The sequence below is a fragment of the Actinoplanes sp. NPDC004185 genome (genome assembly GCF_053603475.1).
The window spans coordinates 89,068-104,005 of sequence record NZ_JBSGFR010000006.1; the positions used below are offsets into that span (position 1 = coordinate 89,068).

11 protein-coding genes are annotated in these 14,938 nt (G+C 71.9%); 7 read left to right on the forward strand and 4 right to left on the reverse strand.

Annotated elements, in window-relative coordinates; all coding sequences use genetic code 11:
* The first annotated feature begins 134 nt into the window (after positions 1 to 134).
* The 4 genes from ACWEOZ_RS08275 (at position 135) to ACWEOZ_RS08290 (ending at position 5,358) form a co-directional block, all read left to right on the forward strand.
* A complete protein-coding gene (locus tag ACWEOZ_RS08275) occupies positions 135 to 3,887 on the forward strand; it encodes a multifunctional oxoglutarate decarboxylase/oxoglutarate dehydrogenase thiamine pyrophosphate-binding subunit/dihydrolipoyllysine-residue succinyltransferase subunit (RefSeq protein WP_451910042.1) in 3,753 nt (1,250 codons plus the stop codon).
* Between the two features lie 63 nt (positions 3,888 to 3,950).
* The gene (locus ACWEOZ_RS08280; protein ID WP_451910043.1) at positions 3,951 to 4,130 is read left to right on the forward strand and encodes a DUF6104 family protein; all 180 of its coding nucleotides are present in this window, start codon (positions 3,951 to 3,953) and stop codon (positions 4,128 to 4,130) included.
* Between the two features lie 119 nt (positions 4,131 to 4,249).
* On the forward strand, positions 4,250 to 4,594 hold the full coding sequence (locus ACWEOZ_RS08285; protein ID WP_451910044.1) for a hypothetical protein: 345 nt from the start codon (positions 4,250 to 4,252) through the stop codon (positions 4,592 to 4,594).
* A gap of 17 nt (positions 4,595 to 4,611) precedes the next feature.
* Positions 4,612 to 5,358, forward strand: a complete 747-nt coding sequence (locus tag ACWEOZ_RS08290; RefSeq protein WP_451910045.1) for an AAA family ATPase — start codon at positions 4,612 to 4,614, stop codon at positions 5,356 to 5,358.
* Here the strand turns inward: ACWEOZ_RS08290 and ACWEOZ_RS08295 are convergent.
* Positions 5,330 to 7,117 (reverse strand): ABC transporter ATP-binding protein, encoded by a 1,788-nt coding sequence (locus ACWEOZ_RS08295; protein ID WP_451910046.1) that lies wholly within the window; start codon positions 7,115 to 7,117, stop codon positions 5,330 to 5,332. The two genes, ACWEOZ_RS08290 and ACWEOZ_RS08295, sit on opposite strands and share 29 nt — an antisense overlap.
* Complete coding sequence (locus ACWEOZ_RS08300; protein ID WP_451910047.1) at positions 7,110 to 9,026, reverse strand: ABC transporter ATP-binding protein; 1,917 nt, start codon at positions 9,024 to 9,026, stop codon at positions 7,110 to 7,112. Before ACWEOZ_RS08300 ends, ACWEOZ_RS08295 begins: the two co-directional genes overlap by 8 nt.
* A 176-nt stretch (positions 9,027 to 9,202) precedes the next feature.
* On the opposite strand from ACWEOZ_RS08300, the gene pta reads away from it, so the two are divergent.
* Positions 9,203 to 11,269 carry a phosphate acetyltransferase gene (gene pta, locus ACWEOZ_RS08305; protein WP_451910048.1) on the forward strand — a complete coding sequence of 689 codons (2,067 nt, stop codon included), beginning with the start codon at positions 9,203 to 9,205 and terminating at the stop codon, positions 11,267 to 11,269.
* Entirely contained in the window at positions 11,266 to 12,372 is a 1,107-nt protein-coding gene (locus ACWEOZ_RS08310; protein WP_451910049.1) for an acetate/propionate family kinase, read from the forward strand. The genes pta and ACWEOZ_RS08310 overlap by 4 nt, the downstream gene beginning before the upstream one ends.
* A 272-nt stretch (positions 12,373 to 12,644) precedes the next feature.
* On the opposite strand, the gene ACWEOZ_RS08315 is transcribed toward ACWEOZ_RS08310, so the two are convergent.
* Positions 12,645 to 12,812, reverse strand: a complete 168-nt coding sequence (locus ACWEOZ_RS08315; protein ID WP_360550479.1) for a hypothetical protein — start codon at positions 12,810 to 12,812, stop codon at positions 12,645 to 12,647.
* Positions 12,813 to 12,970: 158 nt separating this feature from the next.
* Here ACWEOZ_RS08315 and ACWEOZ_RS08320 point away from each other — a divergent pair, with 158 nt between their 5' ends.
* Positions 12,971 to 13,873: an alpha/beta hydrolase family protein gene (locus ACWEOZ_RS08320; protein ID WP_451910050.1), complete on the forward strand. Its 903-nt coding sequence runs from the start codon at positions 12,971 to 12,973 to the stop codon at positions 13,871 to 13,873.
* On the opposite strand, the gene ACWEOZ_RS08325 is transcribed toward ACWEOZ_RS08320, so the two are convergent.
* The gene (locus ACWEOZ_RS08325; protein WP_451910051.1) at positions 13,870 to 14,820 is read right to left on the reverse strand and encodes a zinc-binding dehydrogenase; all 951 of its coding nucleotides are present in this window, start codon (positions 14,818 to 14,820) and stop codon (positions 13,870 to 13,872) included. The two genes, ACWEOZ_RS08320 and ACWEOZ_RS08325, sit on opposite strands and share 4 nt — an antisense overlap.
* Between the last annotated feature and the right edge of the window lie 118 nt (positions 14,821 to 14,938).

Genomic DNA, 14,938 nt, shown 5'->3' on the forward strand with positions numbered 1-14,938 from the left:
CAGGAAGTTGGTCACAGACCGGACGTCCGGATGGTCACGGAAATCTCACGGCGTAGCCTTGACGGCGATTTCCTTTCCGTCCCGTGTGACGAACGTCGCGTGCTGACAACTTGGTGAAAGAGGCGAACACGGAAGTGTCGACCCAGCAGACTTCGCATGAAAATCCACTCGCGGACTTCGGTCCGAACGAGTGGATCGTCGACGAGATGTACCAGCGCTATCTGGCCGACCCGTCCAGCGTCGACCCCGCCTGGCACGACTTCTTCGCCGACTACAAGCCGGCGATGGCCTCGGGCTCGATCGCGACGCCCGACGAGGCCACCGCCGCCAACGCGAAGGCCACCGCCGCCAAGGCCGGCACCGACGCTCCCGCCGCGTCGACGATCGCGCCCGAGAAGCCCACCGTGCCCGCCAAGCCGGCCCCGGCCAAGCCCGCACCGGCGGCCGAGCCGGCTCCCGCGAAGCCCGCGGCGGTCACGCCCGCCCCGGCCAAGCAGGCACCGGCCAAGCAGGCACCGGCCCCCGCGGCCGGCGCCAAGGTCACCACGCTGCGCGGGGTCGCGGCCCGGATCGTGCAGAACATGGACGCCTCGCTGGAGGTGCCCACCGCCACCTCGGTGCGCGCCGTCCCGGCCAAGCTCCTGGTCGACAACCGCATCGTGATCAACAACCATCTGGCCCGGGGCCGCGGTGGCAAGGTCAGCTTCACCCACCTCATCGGCTGGGCGCTGGTCCGCTCGGTCATGGCGCACCCGGAGATGAACAACTCCTTCGCCGAGGTGGACGGCAAGCCGGCCATGGTCCAGCCCGAGCACATCAACCTGGGCATCGCCATCGACCTCGCCAAGAAGGACGGCACCCGCACGCTGGTCGTGCCGTCCATCAAGAACTGCGAGCAGATGGACTTCCGCAAGTTCTGGCAGGCGTACGAGGACGTGGTCCGCCGGGCCCGCCGCAACGAGCTGACCATGGACGACTACGCCGGCACCACGATCTCGCTGACCAACCCCGGCGGCATCGGCACCGTGCACTCCATCCCCCGCCTGATGGCCGGGCAGAGCGCCATCATCGGCGTCGGCGCGATGGAGTATCCGGCACCGTACTCCGGCATGTCCGACGAGACGCTCACCGAGCACGGCGTCAGCAAGGTCACCACGCTGACCAGCACCTACGACCACCGGGTCATCCAGGGTGCGCAGTCCGGCGAGTTCCTGAAGGCGATGCACGAGTTCCTGCTCGGCGAGCACGCCTTCTACGACGACATCTTCACCTCCCTGCGGATCCCGTACGAGCCGGTGCGCTGGGTGCGCGACGTGGCCCGGACCTCCGAGGGGCAGATCGACAAGGCCGCGCGGGTGGTCGAGCTGATCCACGCGTACCGGGTCCGCGGTCACCTGATGGCCGACACCGACCCGCTCGAGTTCGAGATCCGCCGGCACCCCGACCTGGACGTGCTCCAGCACGGCCTGACCCTGTGGGACCTGGACCGGACCTTCCCGGTCGGGGGCTTCGCGGGCAAGCAGAAGATGAAGCTGCGCGACGTGCTCGGCGTGCTGCGCGACACCTACTGCCGCCGGGTCGGCATCGAGTACATGCACATCCAGGGCCCCGAGGAGCGGCGCTGGATCCAGGACCGGATCGAGATCAAGTACACCAAGCCGTCGCCGGAGGAGCAGAAGCACGTCCTCAACCGGCTGAACGCGGCCGAGGCGTTCGAGACGTTCCTGCAGACCAAGTACGTCGGGCAGAAGCGCTTCTCGCTCGAGGGCGGCGAGTCGCTGATCCCGCTGCTGGACGAGGTGCTGCAGGCGTCCGCCGAGGGTGGCCTGGACGAGATGGTCATCGGCATGGCCCACCGCGGCCGGCTCAACGTGCTCGCGAACATCGTCGGCAAGCCGTACGGGAAGATCTTCAACGAGTTCGAGGGTCAGATGGACCCGAAGTCGGCCCACGGCTCCGGTGACGTCAAGTACCACCTGGGCCAGACCGGCAAATACACGACGCCGGACGGCGAGAGCGCGACCACCGTCAGCGTGGTGGCCAACCCGTCTCACCTGGAGGCCGTGGACCCGGTGCTGGAGGGCATCGTCCGGGCCAAGCAGGACCGCCTCGACCTGGGCCTGCACGGCTACACGGTGCTGCCGGTCCTGATCCACGGTGACGCCGCGTTCGCCGGGCAGGGCGTGGTCGCCGAGACGCTCAACCTCTCCCAGCTGCGCGGGTACCGCACCGGCGGCACGGTGCACGTGGTCGTCAACAACCAGGTCGGCTTCACCACCGCCCCGGAGTACAGCCGCTCGTCGCTCTACTCGACCGACGTGGCCCGCATGATCCAGGCGCCGATCTTCCACGTGAACGGCGACGACCCCGAGGCCGTCGTCCGGGTGGCCCGGCTCGCCTTCGAATACCGCCAGGCGTTCAACAAGGACGTCGTCATCGACCTGGTCTGCTACCGCCGCCGCGGGCACAACGAGGGCGACGACCCGTCGATGACCAACCCGCGGATGTACCAGATCATCGACACCAAGCGTTCGGTCCGCAAGCTCTACACCGAGGAGCTCATCGGCCGCGGTGACCTCACCGTGGACGACGCCCAGGAGCAGCTGCGCGACTACCAGGCGCAGCTGGAGAAGGTCTTCAAGGACACCCGGGACACCGCCGGCTCCCCGCCGCGGGCCCAGCGTTCGGCCACCGACGAGCCGGAGCCGCAGGTCGACACCGCGATCGACGCGGCCGGCGTGCAGGCGGTGGGCCAGGCCCACCTCGACCTGCCGGAGGGCTTCACCCCGCACAAGCGGGTCCAGCAGCTGCTGGACCGGCGGGCCAAGATGGCCACCGACGGCGGCATCGACTGGGGCATGGGTGAGCTGATCGCCTTCGGCTCGCTGCTGAGCCAGGGCGTCACCGTGCGCCTGGCCGGCCAGGACTCGCGCCGCGGCACGTTCACTTCCCGGCACGCCGCGATCGTCGACTCGAAGACCGGCAACGACTTCCTGCCGCTGTCCACGCTGGCGACCGGCAACGCCCGCTTCTTCGCCCACGACTCGCTGCTCAGCGAGTACGCGGCGATGGGCTTCGAGTACGGCTACTCGGTCGAGAACCCCGAGGCGCTGGTGCTCTGGGAGGCGCAGTTCGGTGACTTCGTCAACGGCGCCCAGTCGATCGTCGACGAGTTCATCTCGTCCGGCGAGGTGAAGTGGGGCCAGCAGTCGTCGCTGGTGCTGCTGCTCCCGCACGGTCAGGAGGGCCAGGGCCCGGACCACTCGTCCGGCCGTCCGGAGCGTTTCCTGCAGCTGTGCGCGCAGGACAACATGCGCGTGGCCAACCCGACCACCCCGGCGAACTACTTCCACCTGCTGCGCCGTCAGGCCCTGTCGCCCAAGCGCAAGCCGCTGATCGTCTTCTCGCCGAAGTCGCTGCTGCGGCACAAGCTGGCGGTGTCGTCGGTCGCCGACTTCACCAACGGCCGGTTCCAGCCGATCATCGCCGACGCCGGGATCAACGGCACGCCGCTGGACGCCGGCGCGGTCAAGCGGGTCCTGCTCTGCTCGGGCAAGGTCTACTACGACCTGTTCCAGGCCCGGGCCGAGCGTGGCAGCACCGACACGGCGATCATCCGGATGGAGCAGATCTACCCGCTGCCCGTCGAGGAGCTCAAGGCGGTCCTCAACCAGTACCCGAACGCGGAGGACTTCGCGTGGGTGCAGGAGGAGCCGGCCAACCAGGGCGCCTGGTCGTTCGTGGCGCTCAACCTGCTGGAGCACCTGGAAGGCGTACGCCTGCGCCGCATCTCGCGGCCCGCCGCGGCCGCCCCGGCGGTCGGCTCGGCCAAGCTGCACGACGCCGAGCAGTCGGCCCTGGTCGAGGCGGCCCTGCCCCGGCCGTGACCCGGCGCTGAGCAAGACGGGGGCGTTTCGCTGCGGCGGAACGCCCCCGCTTACTATCCGGTCATGTACTTCACCGATCGTGGCATCGAGGAACTCGTCGAGCGGCGCGGCGAGGAGTCCGTGACCCTGGAATGGGTCGGCGACCAGCTCAAGAACTTCGTCGACGCCCACCCGGAGTTCGAGACGGCCATCGAGCGCTTCGCGACCTGGCTCGCCCGCGACGACGAGGACGACGAGGAGTAGCGCTCAGCGTGAACGGCGGACCGGGTGGTCGATGTGCCATCGCACCCAGCCGGCGAGGCCGCCGCCGAGCAGAAGGAGCACACCGATGACCACGCCTTTCCACGAGTTGAAGAAGGTTCGTGAGTCGGATCGCAAGCGTCCCGCTGGGGACAGTTGATCCTTTGGCGGTGCTGCCGGCCCTCGTGCACGTAGCGGAGTTCGACGTTCGTCATGCTCGCCTTGTTCCGGCCTTTCAAATCCGCGAGCGTCGCCGTCGCCACCACGCCGTGCGTGCGCAGGCGCTCGGCCTTGGCGGCCGCACTCACCTTCACCGCGACGCCCCCGACGGTCATCAGCAGGCCGGTAGCGAGCAGGCCGGCAGCGATGAGCACAACGACCACCCTGTCGCGGGCGGTCCACTCGCCTTCCTCGGCCGGGAGCGGCTTGGCCACCATGGTCTCCTGTCGTCGTGCGAGTCAGGCTAGGTTGAGGTGTGGTCGCGGTGGGCAGGGAGGCGGGCCGGCCGATCCGGCGGGTCGAGGCGGATCCCGGCGCCGAGATCGACCGGGACGCCTGGTGGGCGCAGATCCCGGCGATCAGAGCCATCCTCGACCATGGCCTCAACATCCCGGCCGGCGTGACCTTCGTGGTCGGCGAGAACGGCTCGGGCAAGTCGACCCTCATCGAGGCGCTGGCCGCCGTGCACGGGCTGAACCCGGAGGGCGGTTCGCGGTCCGCGCGGCACAGCACCCGGGCCACCGAGTCGGCGCTGGGGTCGGTGCTGCGGGTGATCCGCACTCCCGGCCGGATGGTGAACTCGTACTTTCTGCGGGCCGAGACGATGCACGGGCTCTACACGTACCTGGAGGGTCTGGGTGGCGGGCCCGACCACGACCTGCACGATCGCAGCCATGGTGAGGGCTTCCTGGAGCTGCTCGACCGCAAGTTCCACGGCTACGGCTTCTATCTGATGGACGAGCCGGAGGCACCGCTGTCCTTCATTTCCACGCTGGGCCTGCTGTCCCGGCTGGACACGCTGCGGGCGGCCGGCGCCCAGGTCGTCGTGGCGACCCACTCGCCGCTGCTGACCGCCCTGCCCGGAGCGACGATCCTGGAGCTGAGCGGGCAGGGCATCCGCAAGGTGACGTGGGACGAGCTGGAGATCGTCGCGCACTGGAAGCGTTTCCTGGACCGGCCGGAGGGCTATCTGCGCGCCCTGTTCACCGGTACGCCTCAGCTTGGAGGGTGAACAGCTCGGCGTAGAGGCCGGCGCGGGCCATCAACTCCTGGTGGCTGCCGGCCTCGGCGATCCGGCCGTCCGCCACGACCAGGATCAGGTCGGCCATCCGTACCGTGGAGAAGCGGTGCGAGACCAGGACCGTGATGCCCCCGGTGCGGCCGCCGACCTCGCGGGCCGAGCGCGCGTAGCGCTCGAAGAGAGCGTGCTCGGTCAGCGGGTCCAGCGCCGCGGTCGGCTCGTCCAGCAGCAGCAGGAGCGGCTCCTCGCGCATCATCGCCCGGCTCAGCGCCACCCGCTGCCACTGGCCGCCGGACAGCTCCTCACCGTCCTCGTAGGACTTGCCGAGGTGGGAGTCCAGCCCGTTCGGGAGACGGTCGACGACCACCTGCGCGTCCGCCCGGCGTACGGCCGCGGGCACCGCCTCGGGGTCGGCGATGCGGGGCAGGTCGCCCACCCCGATGCTCTCCCGGGCCGGCGCGTCGAGCTTCACGAAGTCCTGGAAACCGGCCGCGATGCGCTCCCGCCAGCCGGCCGGGTCGATCCGGCGCAGGTCCACGCCGTCGACCGTGATCGTGCCCGCGGTCGGGCGGTAGAACCGGCACAGCAGCTTGACCAGCGTGGACTTGCCGGCGCCGTTGTCACCGACGACGGCCACGGTGGCGCCGGCCGGGATCCGGACCGTCACATCCCGCAGCACGTCGGTGTCGGTGCCGGGATAGCGGAACGCGACCCCGTCGAGTGCGATGCCGTCGCGCAGGGTGGCCGGCACCGGATGATCCGGCACGATCGGATCCGCCGCGCCGGCCGACTCCCGGCGCAGCCAGCGCACCCGGGCCAGCGCGCGGGCATTGCGTTGCAGCGAACCCGCGACGGCGACCGCACCGGCCGCCTGGGCGTTGGTCTGCACGGCCAGCGTGATGACGAGGACGACGTCGCCGACGGACCGCTCCCCCGCGATCGCGGACCGGACCACGAGCACGACCGCGGCCACGTACCCGCATGCGAAGATCAGCTGGCCGGCCAGCCGCAGGCCGAGACCGGCCAGCTCGGCGCGGCGCAGCGGGATCTCCTCCCGGCGGCGGGCCGCGGCCTGGCGCTGCCGCAGCGTGCGCTGCAGCCCGAACAGCCGGATCTCCTTGGCGGCGGCCGGGCTCACGGCCAGCTCCAGCAGGTGCCAGCCGAGCCGGCGGGACTCGGCGGTGGCGAGCTCGGCCCGCTCCAGGCGGGCCTCACCGATCCGGCCGGCGACGAGCGGCGGTACGGCGAACAGCGGCAACAACAGCAACCACGGCTCCAGCCGCGCGAGCAGCACCCCGGTCAGCACGATCTGCACGCTCAAGGTGATCGCGGTGAGCACGGTCTGCACGCCCGCGGCCACCTCCCAGCTCTCCTTGCGCAGCAGCTCCATCCGGTCGGCGTAGTCCTGCCGTTCGTGCTGGTCCAGCCCGGCCGTGCCGTGCGCGAGGTCACCGATCTCCCGCTCGATGCGCAGGTGGTGCAGATCGGCGAGCTCGAAGAAGAAGATGTGCGCGAAATGCTCCATGGTGAGGCTGAGCAGCGCGACCACGGCCACGGCAGCCGCCGCCCAGACCGCCGCGGAGGTGTCCCGGTCCAGCGCCGCGTCCGTGGTGAGCGCGAGGAAGACGGCGATCAGGGGCGCGCTCACGTTGCCCAGCAGCATCAGGAAGGCGGAGATGAGCAGCCGGCCGCGGCTCGCCCGCCAGGAGGAACCGAGCACGCCGGTGATGCCCAGCCACAGGTCACGCATCAGCGGGCTCCTCGATCAGCTCGTCACCGTCGGCGAACCGGGCTGCTTGCAGGGTGAACAGCTCCGCATAGCGGCCGCCGTCCGCGAGCAGCTGGTCGTGGGTGCCCGACTCCAGCACCCGGCCGTGCTCCAGCACCGCGATCCGGTCGGCCCGGCGGACCGTGGAGAAGCGGTGCGAGATCACCAGGCTGGTCGCGCCCCGGGTCAGATCCAGGAAGTGGGAGAAGAACGCCACCTCGGCCCGGGCGTCCAGGCTCGCCGTCGGCTCGTCCAGCACCAGCACCCGGGCGCCGCCCTGCACCGCGATCAATGCGCGGGCGATCGCGATGCGCTGCCACTGCCCGCCGGAGAGGTCGGCACCGTCCGTGTACTGCCGGGACAGCGGGGTGTCGAGACCGATCGGCAGCCGCTGGACGAACTCCAGGGCGCCGGCGCGGCGCAACGCGTCCTCGATCGCCGCGTCGTCGTTCAGCTCGCCCGCGCCGAAGCCGACGTTGTCGCGGACCGGCAGCTCGAAGTGCACGAAGTCCTGGAAGATCGCCGCGACCCGGCGCTGCCAGGCGGCCCCGTCGAAGGTGCGGATGTCCACGCCGTCGGCGGTGATCCGGCCGGACTCCGGCTCGTAGAGGCGGGCGAGCAGTTTGACCAGCGTGGTCTTGCCGGCGCCGTTGAGCCCCACGACAGCCAGCGAAGCGCCGGCCGGGATGACCAGGTCGAGCCGGTCGAGCACCGCCGGTGACCCGGGCGAGTAGCGGAAGGTGACCTGCTCGAAGCGGATCTCCCGGATGGGCAGGTCGGGTTGGGGCAGATCGCCGCCGCCCGGGCCGGCGGCCGCGGCGGTCAGCTCGCCCAGGCGGCGCAACGCCTGCTGGGCGTTCAGGCCGTACTCGGTCTGCACGTCGGACTCGGCGATGAAGGCGCCGATCCGGACCGAGGACAGCGCCGCCTGCATCACGATCAGGAACGCCCCGATGCCCAGCACGCCGGCCGCCGCGTCCCGCGCCGCCAGGGCCAGCGTCCCGCCGAGCAGGACGAACGCCACGAGGGTGTAGAGCACGTACGGGCCGTAGAAGATCCGGCGGCGTTGCTGCCAGACCGGGACCGAGCTGGCCATGAAGGCGTCCGCGTAGCGGTCGCCGACCCAGTCGAGCAGGCCGAAGACCCGGATCTCCTTGGCCGCGACCGCGGTGAACAACAGGTCCCGGAAGTAGAAGCGCCGCCGCCGGGTGCGCTGGTGCGACATGTAGATGCGCCCGAAGACGGACAGGCCCACGCGGTAGCCGAACCGGATGATCAGGCCGGCGGCCAGCACCGCGACCGCCGCCCACCACTGCCACACCACGCCGACGACGACCACGGCGGCGACCGTCTGCAGATAGCGCGAGAGCAGGGCGACGAAGCCGGCGCAGGCCGCACCCGGCGTCCAGTCGGCGAACCGCAGCAGGGAGATCCCGTCGGCGGCCTGGTCCAGCACCTCGGGGTCCTCCAGCACGGCGATGCCGGACCCGGTGAAGGAGTCGGCCATGAGCTGGTCACGGACCCGGTCGTCGATGCGCCGGCGCATCAGCTCGCCGAGGAACGCCTGCATCGGCAGCGCCAGCTGGACGGCGAAGAAGAGCGCGGCGGCGGTGATCAGGTGATCGCGCAGGTCGACCCAGGCCGGCGAATCGACGCCACCGTCGACCGCGGCGGGCACCCCGGCGATGACCCCGGCGGTGGCCAGCACGAAGCCGACGGGCAGCAGACCGGCGACGATCTGCAGCAGGACCGCGCCGGTGACGACGGCCGGGCCGCCGCCGGGCAGGATCCGCAGCATCGCCCGGCGCTGGGCCCAGCGGCCGCCCATCCCCGCGGTGAACTCGCTCCACACCGACCGGTCGACCTCGGCGCCCACGTCCTGGCCGGCCATCAACTCCACCCCCGCAGCGATTGATCCCGGCGAACCTACCGAGGTGTCCCCGCGGGCGTCGCCCCGTTTTCCCGCTGTTCGCTCTCGGCGGACCGGCCGTCCGCGGGCCGGACGGCCTTGTCCACAGGGCCGGTGGACCCCGGGCGCGATCGCTGCCCGGCCGGTAGGTTGAGGTCGTGGCGAGCAGCGTGTACGTGGCCGGGGTGGGCCCCGGCGTCGGTAAGGGCACAGTCGCCCTGGGGCTGGTCGAGTTGCTGTCCCGGCGGGTCGCCCGGATCGGCGTCTTCCGGCCGGTGGTCCCGGGCCACGGCGAGGATCCGCTGCTGACCCTGCTCACCACCCGCTACCCGGCCGTCGCTCCCTATGCGGATTCCTTCGGGGTCACGGTGGCCGAGGCCGCTGCCCTGGTCGCCGACGGCAAGCGCGAGGAGCTGATCTCCCGGATCGTCGAGCGCTACCGCGAGGTCGAGCGGCAGTGCGCCTCCGTGGTGGTGATCGGCAGCGACTTCTCCGACGGCCAGGAGGAGGGGCACGACGAGCTGCCCCGCGAGCTGGCCTTCAACGCGCGGCTGGCCAACGAGTTCGGCAGCGTGGTCCTGCCGGTCGTGGGTGGTCAGGGCCGGCGGTCCGATCTGCAGGCCGCGGTCGGCTCGGCGTACCACTCGCTGGTGGATCTGAGCGCGACCGTGCTGGCCCTGATCGCCAACCGGGTGCCCGAGGGGGTGGCACCACCCGGCGGACTCCCGGTGCCGGTCTGGGCCATCCCGGAGATCCCGATGATCGCCGCGCCGACCGTCGCGGAGGTCGCCGCCGCCCTCGACGCCACCGTGGTGACCGGTGGCGAGGCCGCCCTCGACCGCGACGTGCTCGACTACGTGGTCGGCGCGGCCCACGTGCCGGCCGTGCTCGACCACCTCACCGACGGGGCGCTGATCATCACCCCGGGTGACCGGGCCGACCTGCTCGTCGCTGCGAGCGCCGCGCACGCCGCCGGCAACGTGACGCTCGCCGGTCTGGTGCTGACCATCGGCGAGTTCCCCGATCCGCGCGCCGTGCGGGTCATCGAGCGGCTCAACACCGGGCTGGCCATGCTCGTGGTGCAGTCCGACAGCTACCACACGATCAGCGCGGCGGGCCGGATCGAGGCCAAGCTCAGCCCGGCCACCCCGCGCAAGGTCGAGGCGGCCCTGGGCGCCTTCGAGAAGCACGTGGACACCGCCGAGCTGACCCGGCTGCTCGACGTGACCCGGTCCAGCCGGGTGACCCCGCTGATGTTCGAGAACGACCTGATCGAGCAGGCCCGCGCCGACCGCCGGCACCTGGTGCTGCCCGAGGGCACCGACGAACGGATCCTGCGGGCCACCGAGACGCTGCTGCGCCGCGGCGTCGCCGACCTGACCCTGCTCGGCGACCCGGCCGAGATCGCCCGCCGGGCCCGCGAGCTGGGCGTCGAGATCGGCGCGGCCCGGCTGATCGACCCGGCGACCAGCGAGTGGCGCGACGACTTCGCCAAGCAATATGCGGAGCTGCGCAAACACAAAGCCGTGACCCTCGACCTGGCGTACGACGTGGTCCGCGACGTCAACTACTTCGGCACGATGATGGTCGCCACCGGGCTGGCCGACGGCATGGTCTCCGGGGCCAACCACACCACCGCCGCCACCATCCGGCCCGCCTTCGAGATCATCAAGACGGTGCCCGAGGTTTCCGTCGCCTCCAGCGTCTTCTTCATGCTGCTGGCCGACCGCGTGCTGGTCTACGGCGACTGCGCGGTCAACCCCGACCCGGACGCGGCCCAGCTCGCCGACATCGCCCTGTCGTCGGCGCAGACGGCGGCCGCGTTCGGCATCGAGCCGCGGGTCGCCATGCTGTCGTACTCGACCGGCAGCTCGGGCGCGGGCGCCGACGTGGAAAAGGTGGCCGCCGCGACCAAGCTTGTCCGTGAGCGCCGCCCCGACCTGCCGGTGGAGGGGCCCATCCAGTACGACGCGGCGATCGACCCCCAGGTGGCGGCGACCAAGCTGCCCGAGAGCGTGGTGGCCGGCAAGGCGACCGTCTTCGTCTTCCCCGACCTCAGCTCGGGCAACAACACCTACAAGGCCGTGCAGCGCTCGGCCAACGCGGTCGCGGTGGGCCCGGTGATGCAGGGCCTGCGCCGCCCGGTCAACGACCTGTCCCGCGGCGCGACGGTCAAGGACATCGTCAACACGGTGGCGATCACCGCGATCCAGGCCCGCGCATGAAGATCCTCGTGCTCAACTCGGGCTCGTCCTCGGTCAAGTACCGCCTCTTCGACGGCACCGAGACGCTGGCCAAGGGCCTGATCGAACGCATCGGCGAGTCCGGTGGCGACGTCGGCGACCACGAGGCCGCCCTGCAGCAGGTGATGGCCGCGGTCGACGTCGAAGGCCTCGGCGCGGTCGGGCACCGGGTGGTGCACGGCGGCAGCGAGTTCGGCAAGGCCACCGTCATCGACGACGAGCTCTTCGCCGTCATCGAGCGGCTGGTCCCGCTCGCGCCCCTGCACAACCCGGCGGCGCTCAGCGGCATCGCGGTGGCCCGCAAGCTGCTGCCCGACGTCCCGCAGGTCGCGGTCTTCGACACCGCCTTCCACCAGACGATCCCGCCGGACGGCGTGGCCTACGCGATCGACGCGTCCCTGGCGGAGCGCTGGCAGATCCGCCGTTACGGCTTCCACGGCACCTCGCACGCGTACGTGGCCCGCAGGACCGCTGAGCTGCTCGACCTGCCCGCGGACCGGGCCCGGGTGATCACCCTGCACCTGGGCAACGGCGCGAGCGCCTGCGCGGTCTCGGGCGGCCGCAGCGTGGCGACGTCGATGGGCATGTCCCCGCAGTCCGGGCTCGTGATGGGCACCCGCAGCGGCGACATCGACCCGACGGTGATCTTCCACCTGCACCGGGTCGCCGGTCTTCCGATCGAGGAGATCGAACGCTCGCTGACCCGCTACGCCGGACTGCAGGGCCTCGCGGGCGAGAACGACATGCGGGCGGTGCAGAAGCGCCGGGCGGCGGGCGACCCGGCGGCGACGCTGGCCTTCGACGTCTACTGCCGGCGGATCAAGGAGTACGTGGGCACGTACCTGGCGGTCCTGGGCGGCGCGGACGCGATCACGTTCACCGCGGGCGTCGGCGAGAATTCACCGGAGGTCCGCGCGGCGGCGCTGGCCGGCCTGTCGGAGCTGGGCATCGAGGTCGACGCGGCCCGCAACGAAAGGGGCGACCGGATCATCTCGCCCGAGGGCGCGCGGGTGCGGGTGTGCGTGGTCCCGACGGACGAGGAGCTGGAGATAGCCCAGCAGGTCACCGCCGAGCTGGAGAGCTGAGCCGGGGCGCTGACCGGGACGGCTGAGGCCGTACGGGCCGCTGCTGCCGGCGGGGTCGCGTCGCAGGCCGGGCGCGGCCGGTGGCCGGGCGTTGCAGGCCGGGCACGGTCGGTGGCCGGGCGTTACAGGCGGGGCGCGGCCGGTGGCCGGGCGTTACAGGCGGGGCGCGGCCGGTGGCCGGGCGTTGGAAGCCGGGCGGGCCGGGTGCGGCGGGCGGTGACCCGCTCGCGTCCCGGCCCGCGCTCAGCCCGGGTTGGTCGGCGCGGTCCTGGTCAGCCCAGGGCCAGCCAGGCGATCACTGCGATCAGAACGATCGCGACCGCGACGGCGCCGATGATCAGCGGGGTCTTGGAGGCGGCTGGCGGCTCCTGCGGCGTGCTCTGCGTGAAGGCGCGGAACGCCTCGGTGTTGCCGCTCGGGTCGACGGTGTTGTCAGGCATGCGCACGACCATAGCGAAGCCGGGCACCCCCGCGACAGGGCGTCCCGGCCTCCTAGCAGGGCGTTCGTCCCGTCCGTCGAGATATCACCCGTTCGTGGGTGTGTCCGGGACTGCCCGTGCCGACGCCCGCCGCCGGGAGAGCCGGGCACACTTGGCGGATGGGACGCCGTACCGTCGCGCTTCTGCTCGCTGCCGTCTGCGCGACCGGCGCACTCACCTCGTGCTCCGCCGAGCCGGCCCGCGAAGCGCCGCCGTCCCCCGCCGCGAGCGTCCGACCCAGCCTGGAGAGCAGCCCTGCGCCCGCCCGCGACCGGGCACCGAGCCGCGCGTTCCCGGTCAGGACCCGCAAGCTCAAGCTCAGCCGCGGCAAGGACCGTCCGCTGCCCACGACCGTCTGGTATCCGGCCGCCGGCGACGGCCCGTTCCCGGTCATCGTCTTCAGCCACGGCCTCACCGCGCGTCCGGGCGACTACGCCGACATCCTCGCCCGCTGGGCCCGGGCCGGTTTTGTCGTCGCCGCGCCCGCCTACCCGCACACCTCCGCCGGCGTGGCCGACTTCGACGTCATCGACCTGCTCAACCAGCCGGCCGACGCCTCGTACGTGCTCACCCGGGTCCTCGCGCTCGGCGGCCAGGCCGGCGATCCGCTGCGCGGGCGCCTCGACCCGGACCACGTCGCCGCGGCCGGGCACTCCGGCGGGGGCATCACGACGCTGGGGATGCTCACCGGCGCCCGGGACGACCGGCTCACCGCCGCGGTGGTCCTGGCCGGCCGGCAGGTGCTGCCCGCGGCCTTCACCGGCCCGCCGATTCCCGTGCTCTTCGTGCACGGCCGGCAGGACCGGACCGTACGGTACGCCGACGGGCTCGCCGCCTTCGAAGCCGTGCCGTGGCCCAAAGCCCTGCTCACCCTGCCCGACGCCGGCCACGTCGTCACCAGCGGCGAACAGTTCGACCTGGTGTCCGACGCCACCACCGACTTCTGGCGGTGGAGCCTCTACGGCGACGCCGGCGCCGGCCGGCGGCTCGAACGACGTGACAACCTCGACAGCGACTTCTAGTGCAGGTGGTCGACGGCCACCTTGCCGAAGATCTCCCCCGAGTTGAGCCGGGCGAAGGCGTCGCTCACCGCGGAGAACCCGTAGGTCGAGTCGATCACCGGGCGGACGTCGCGTTCGACGCACAGGTCCAGCAGGGCGGCCAGCTCCTCGGCCGTGCCCATGGTGCTGCCGAGGATCTCCAGCTGCATCATGAAGACCCGGCGCAGGTCGACCTTGGGGAACGGGCCGCCGGTGGCGCCGCAGACCACGATGCGGGCGCCGGGGGCCGAGCACTTCAGCGAGTGCTCGAAGGTCGGCGCGCCCACCGACTCGATGACCACGTCCACGCGTTCGGGCAGGCGGGCGCCCGGCTCGACCGCGGTGGCACCCAGTGCGGTGATCCGCTCCCGCTTGGCGGCGTCGCGGCTGGTCGCGTACACCCGTTTGCCGAGCGCGGTCGCGAGCGCGACCGCGGCAGTGGCCACCCCGCCGCCCGCGCCCTGCACCAGGACCGATCCGGCGTCGGCGACGCGGCCGCGCGCGGTGAGCATGTGGTACGCGGTCAGCCACGCCGTGGGCAGGCAGGCCGCATCCAGGAACGAGATGCCGGCCGGCTTGGGCACCAGGTTCTCCGCCGGCACGGCGACGCGCTCGGCCAGCGTGCCCGGCCAGCGCTCGGACAACAACGAGAAGCCCCGCGGGTCGGCCGGATCCTTGATCACCGGGTAGACGACGACCTCGTTGCCGTCGGTGTCCACACCGGACGCGTCGCACCCGAGAATCATCGGCAGCCGGTCGGCGGGCAGGCCGACGCCCCGCAGCGACCAGATCTCGTGATGGTTGAGCGAGCTGGCCCGCACATCGACGGTCACCCAGCCCTCCGGCGGGGACGGCTCGGGCTGGTCCCCGACGGTCAGTCCGGCCAGCGGCTCGTCGGGCTTGGTCGCACTGGCATAGGCGGCTCGCATACCCCGCAGCTTAGGCCGGTCCCGCCGATCCTGTCGCCGGCCCGACGCGGCCGGACAAAGCCGGCGCGGCCACGCGAACGCCGGGGCAGGCACCATCCGGGCCTGCCGGGGATCGGCG

What these genes read in the sequence shown, in the direction of transcription:
- ACWEOZ_RS08280 (WP_451910043.1), top strand. Translation starts at nt 3,951, where the DNA reads ATGTACTTCACCGATCGTGGCATCGAGGAACTCGTCGAGCGGCGCGGC.
- ACWEOZ_RS08295 (WP_451910046.1), bottom strand. Translation starts at nt 7,117, where the DNA reads ATGCGTGACCTGTGGCTGGGCATCACCGGCGTGCTCGGTTCCTCCTGG.
- ACWEOZ_RS08300 (WP_451910047.1), bottom strand. Translation starts at nt 9,026, where the DNA reads ATGGCCGGCCAGGACGTGGGCGCCGAGGTCGACCGGTCGGTGTGGAGC.
- ACWEOZ_RS08310 (WP_451910049.1), top strand. Translation starts at nt 11,266, where the DNA reads ATGAAGATCCTCGTGCTCAACTCGGGCTCGTCCTCGGTCAAGTACCGC.
- ACWEOZ_RS08315 (WP_360550479.1), bottom strand. Translation starts at nt 12,812, where the DNA reads ATGCCTGACAACACCGTCGACCCGAGCGGCAACACCGAGGCGTTCCGC.
- ACWEOZ_RS08320 (WP_451910050.1), top strand. Translation starts at nt 12,971, where the DNA reads ATGGGACGCCGTACCGTCGCGCTTCTGCTCGCTGCCGTCTGCGCGACC.
- ACWEOZ_RS08325 (WP_451910051.1), bottom strand. Translation starts at nt 14,820, where the DNA reads ATGCGAGCCGCCTATGCCAGTGCGACCAAGCCCGACGAGCCGCTGGCC.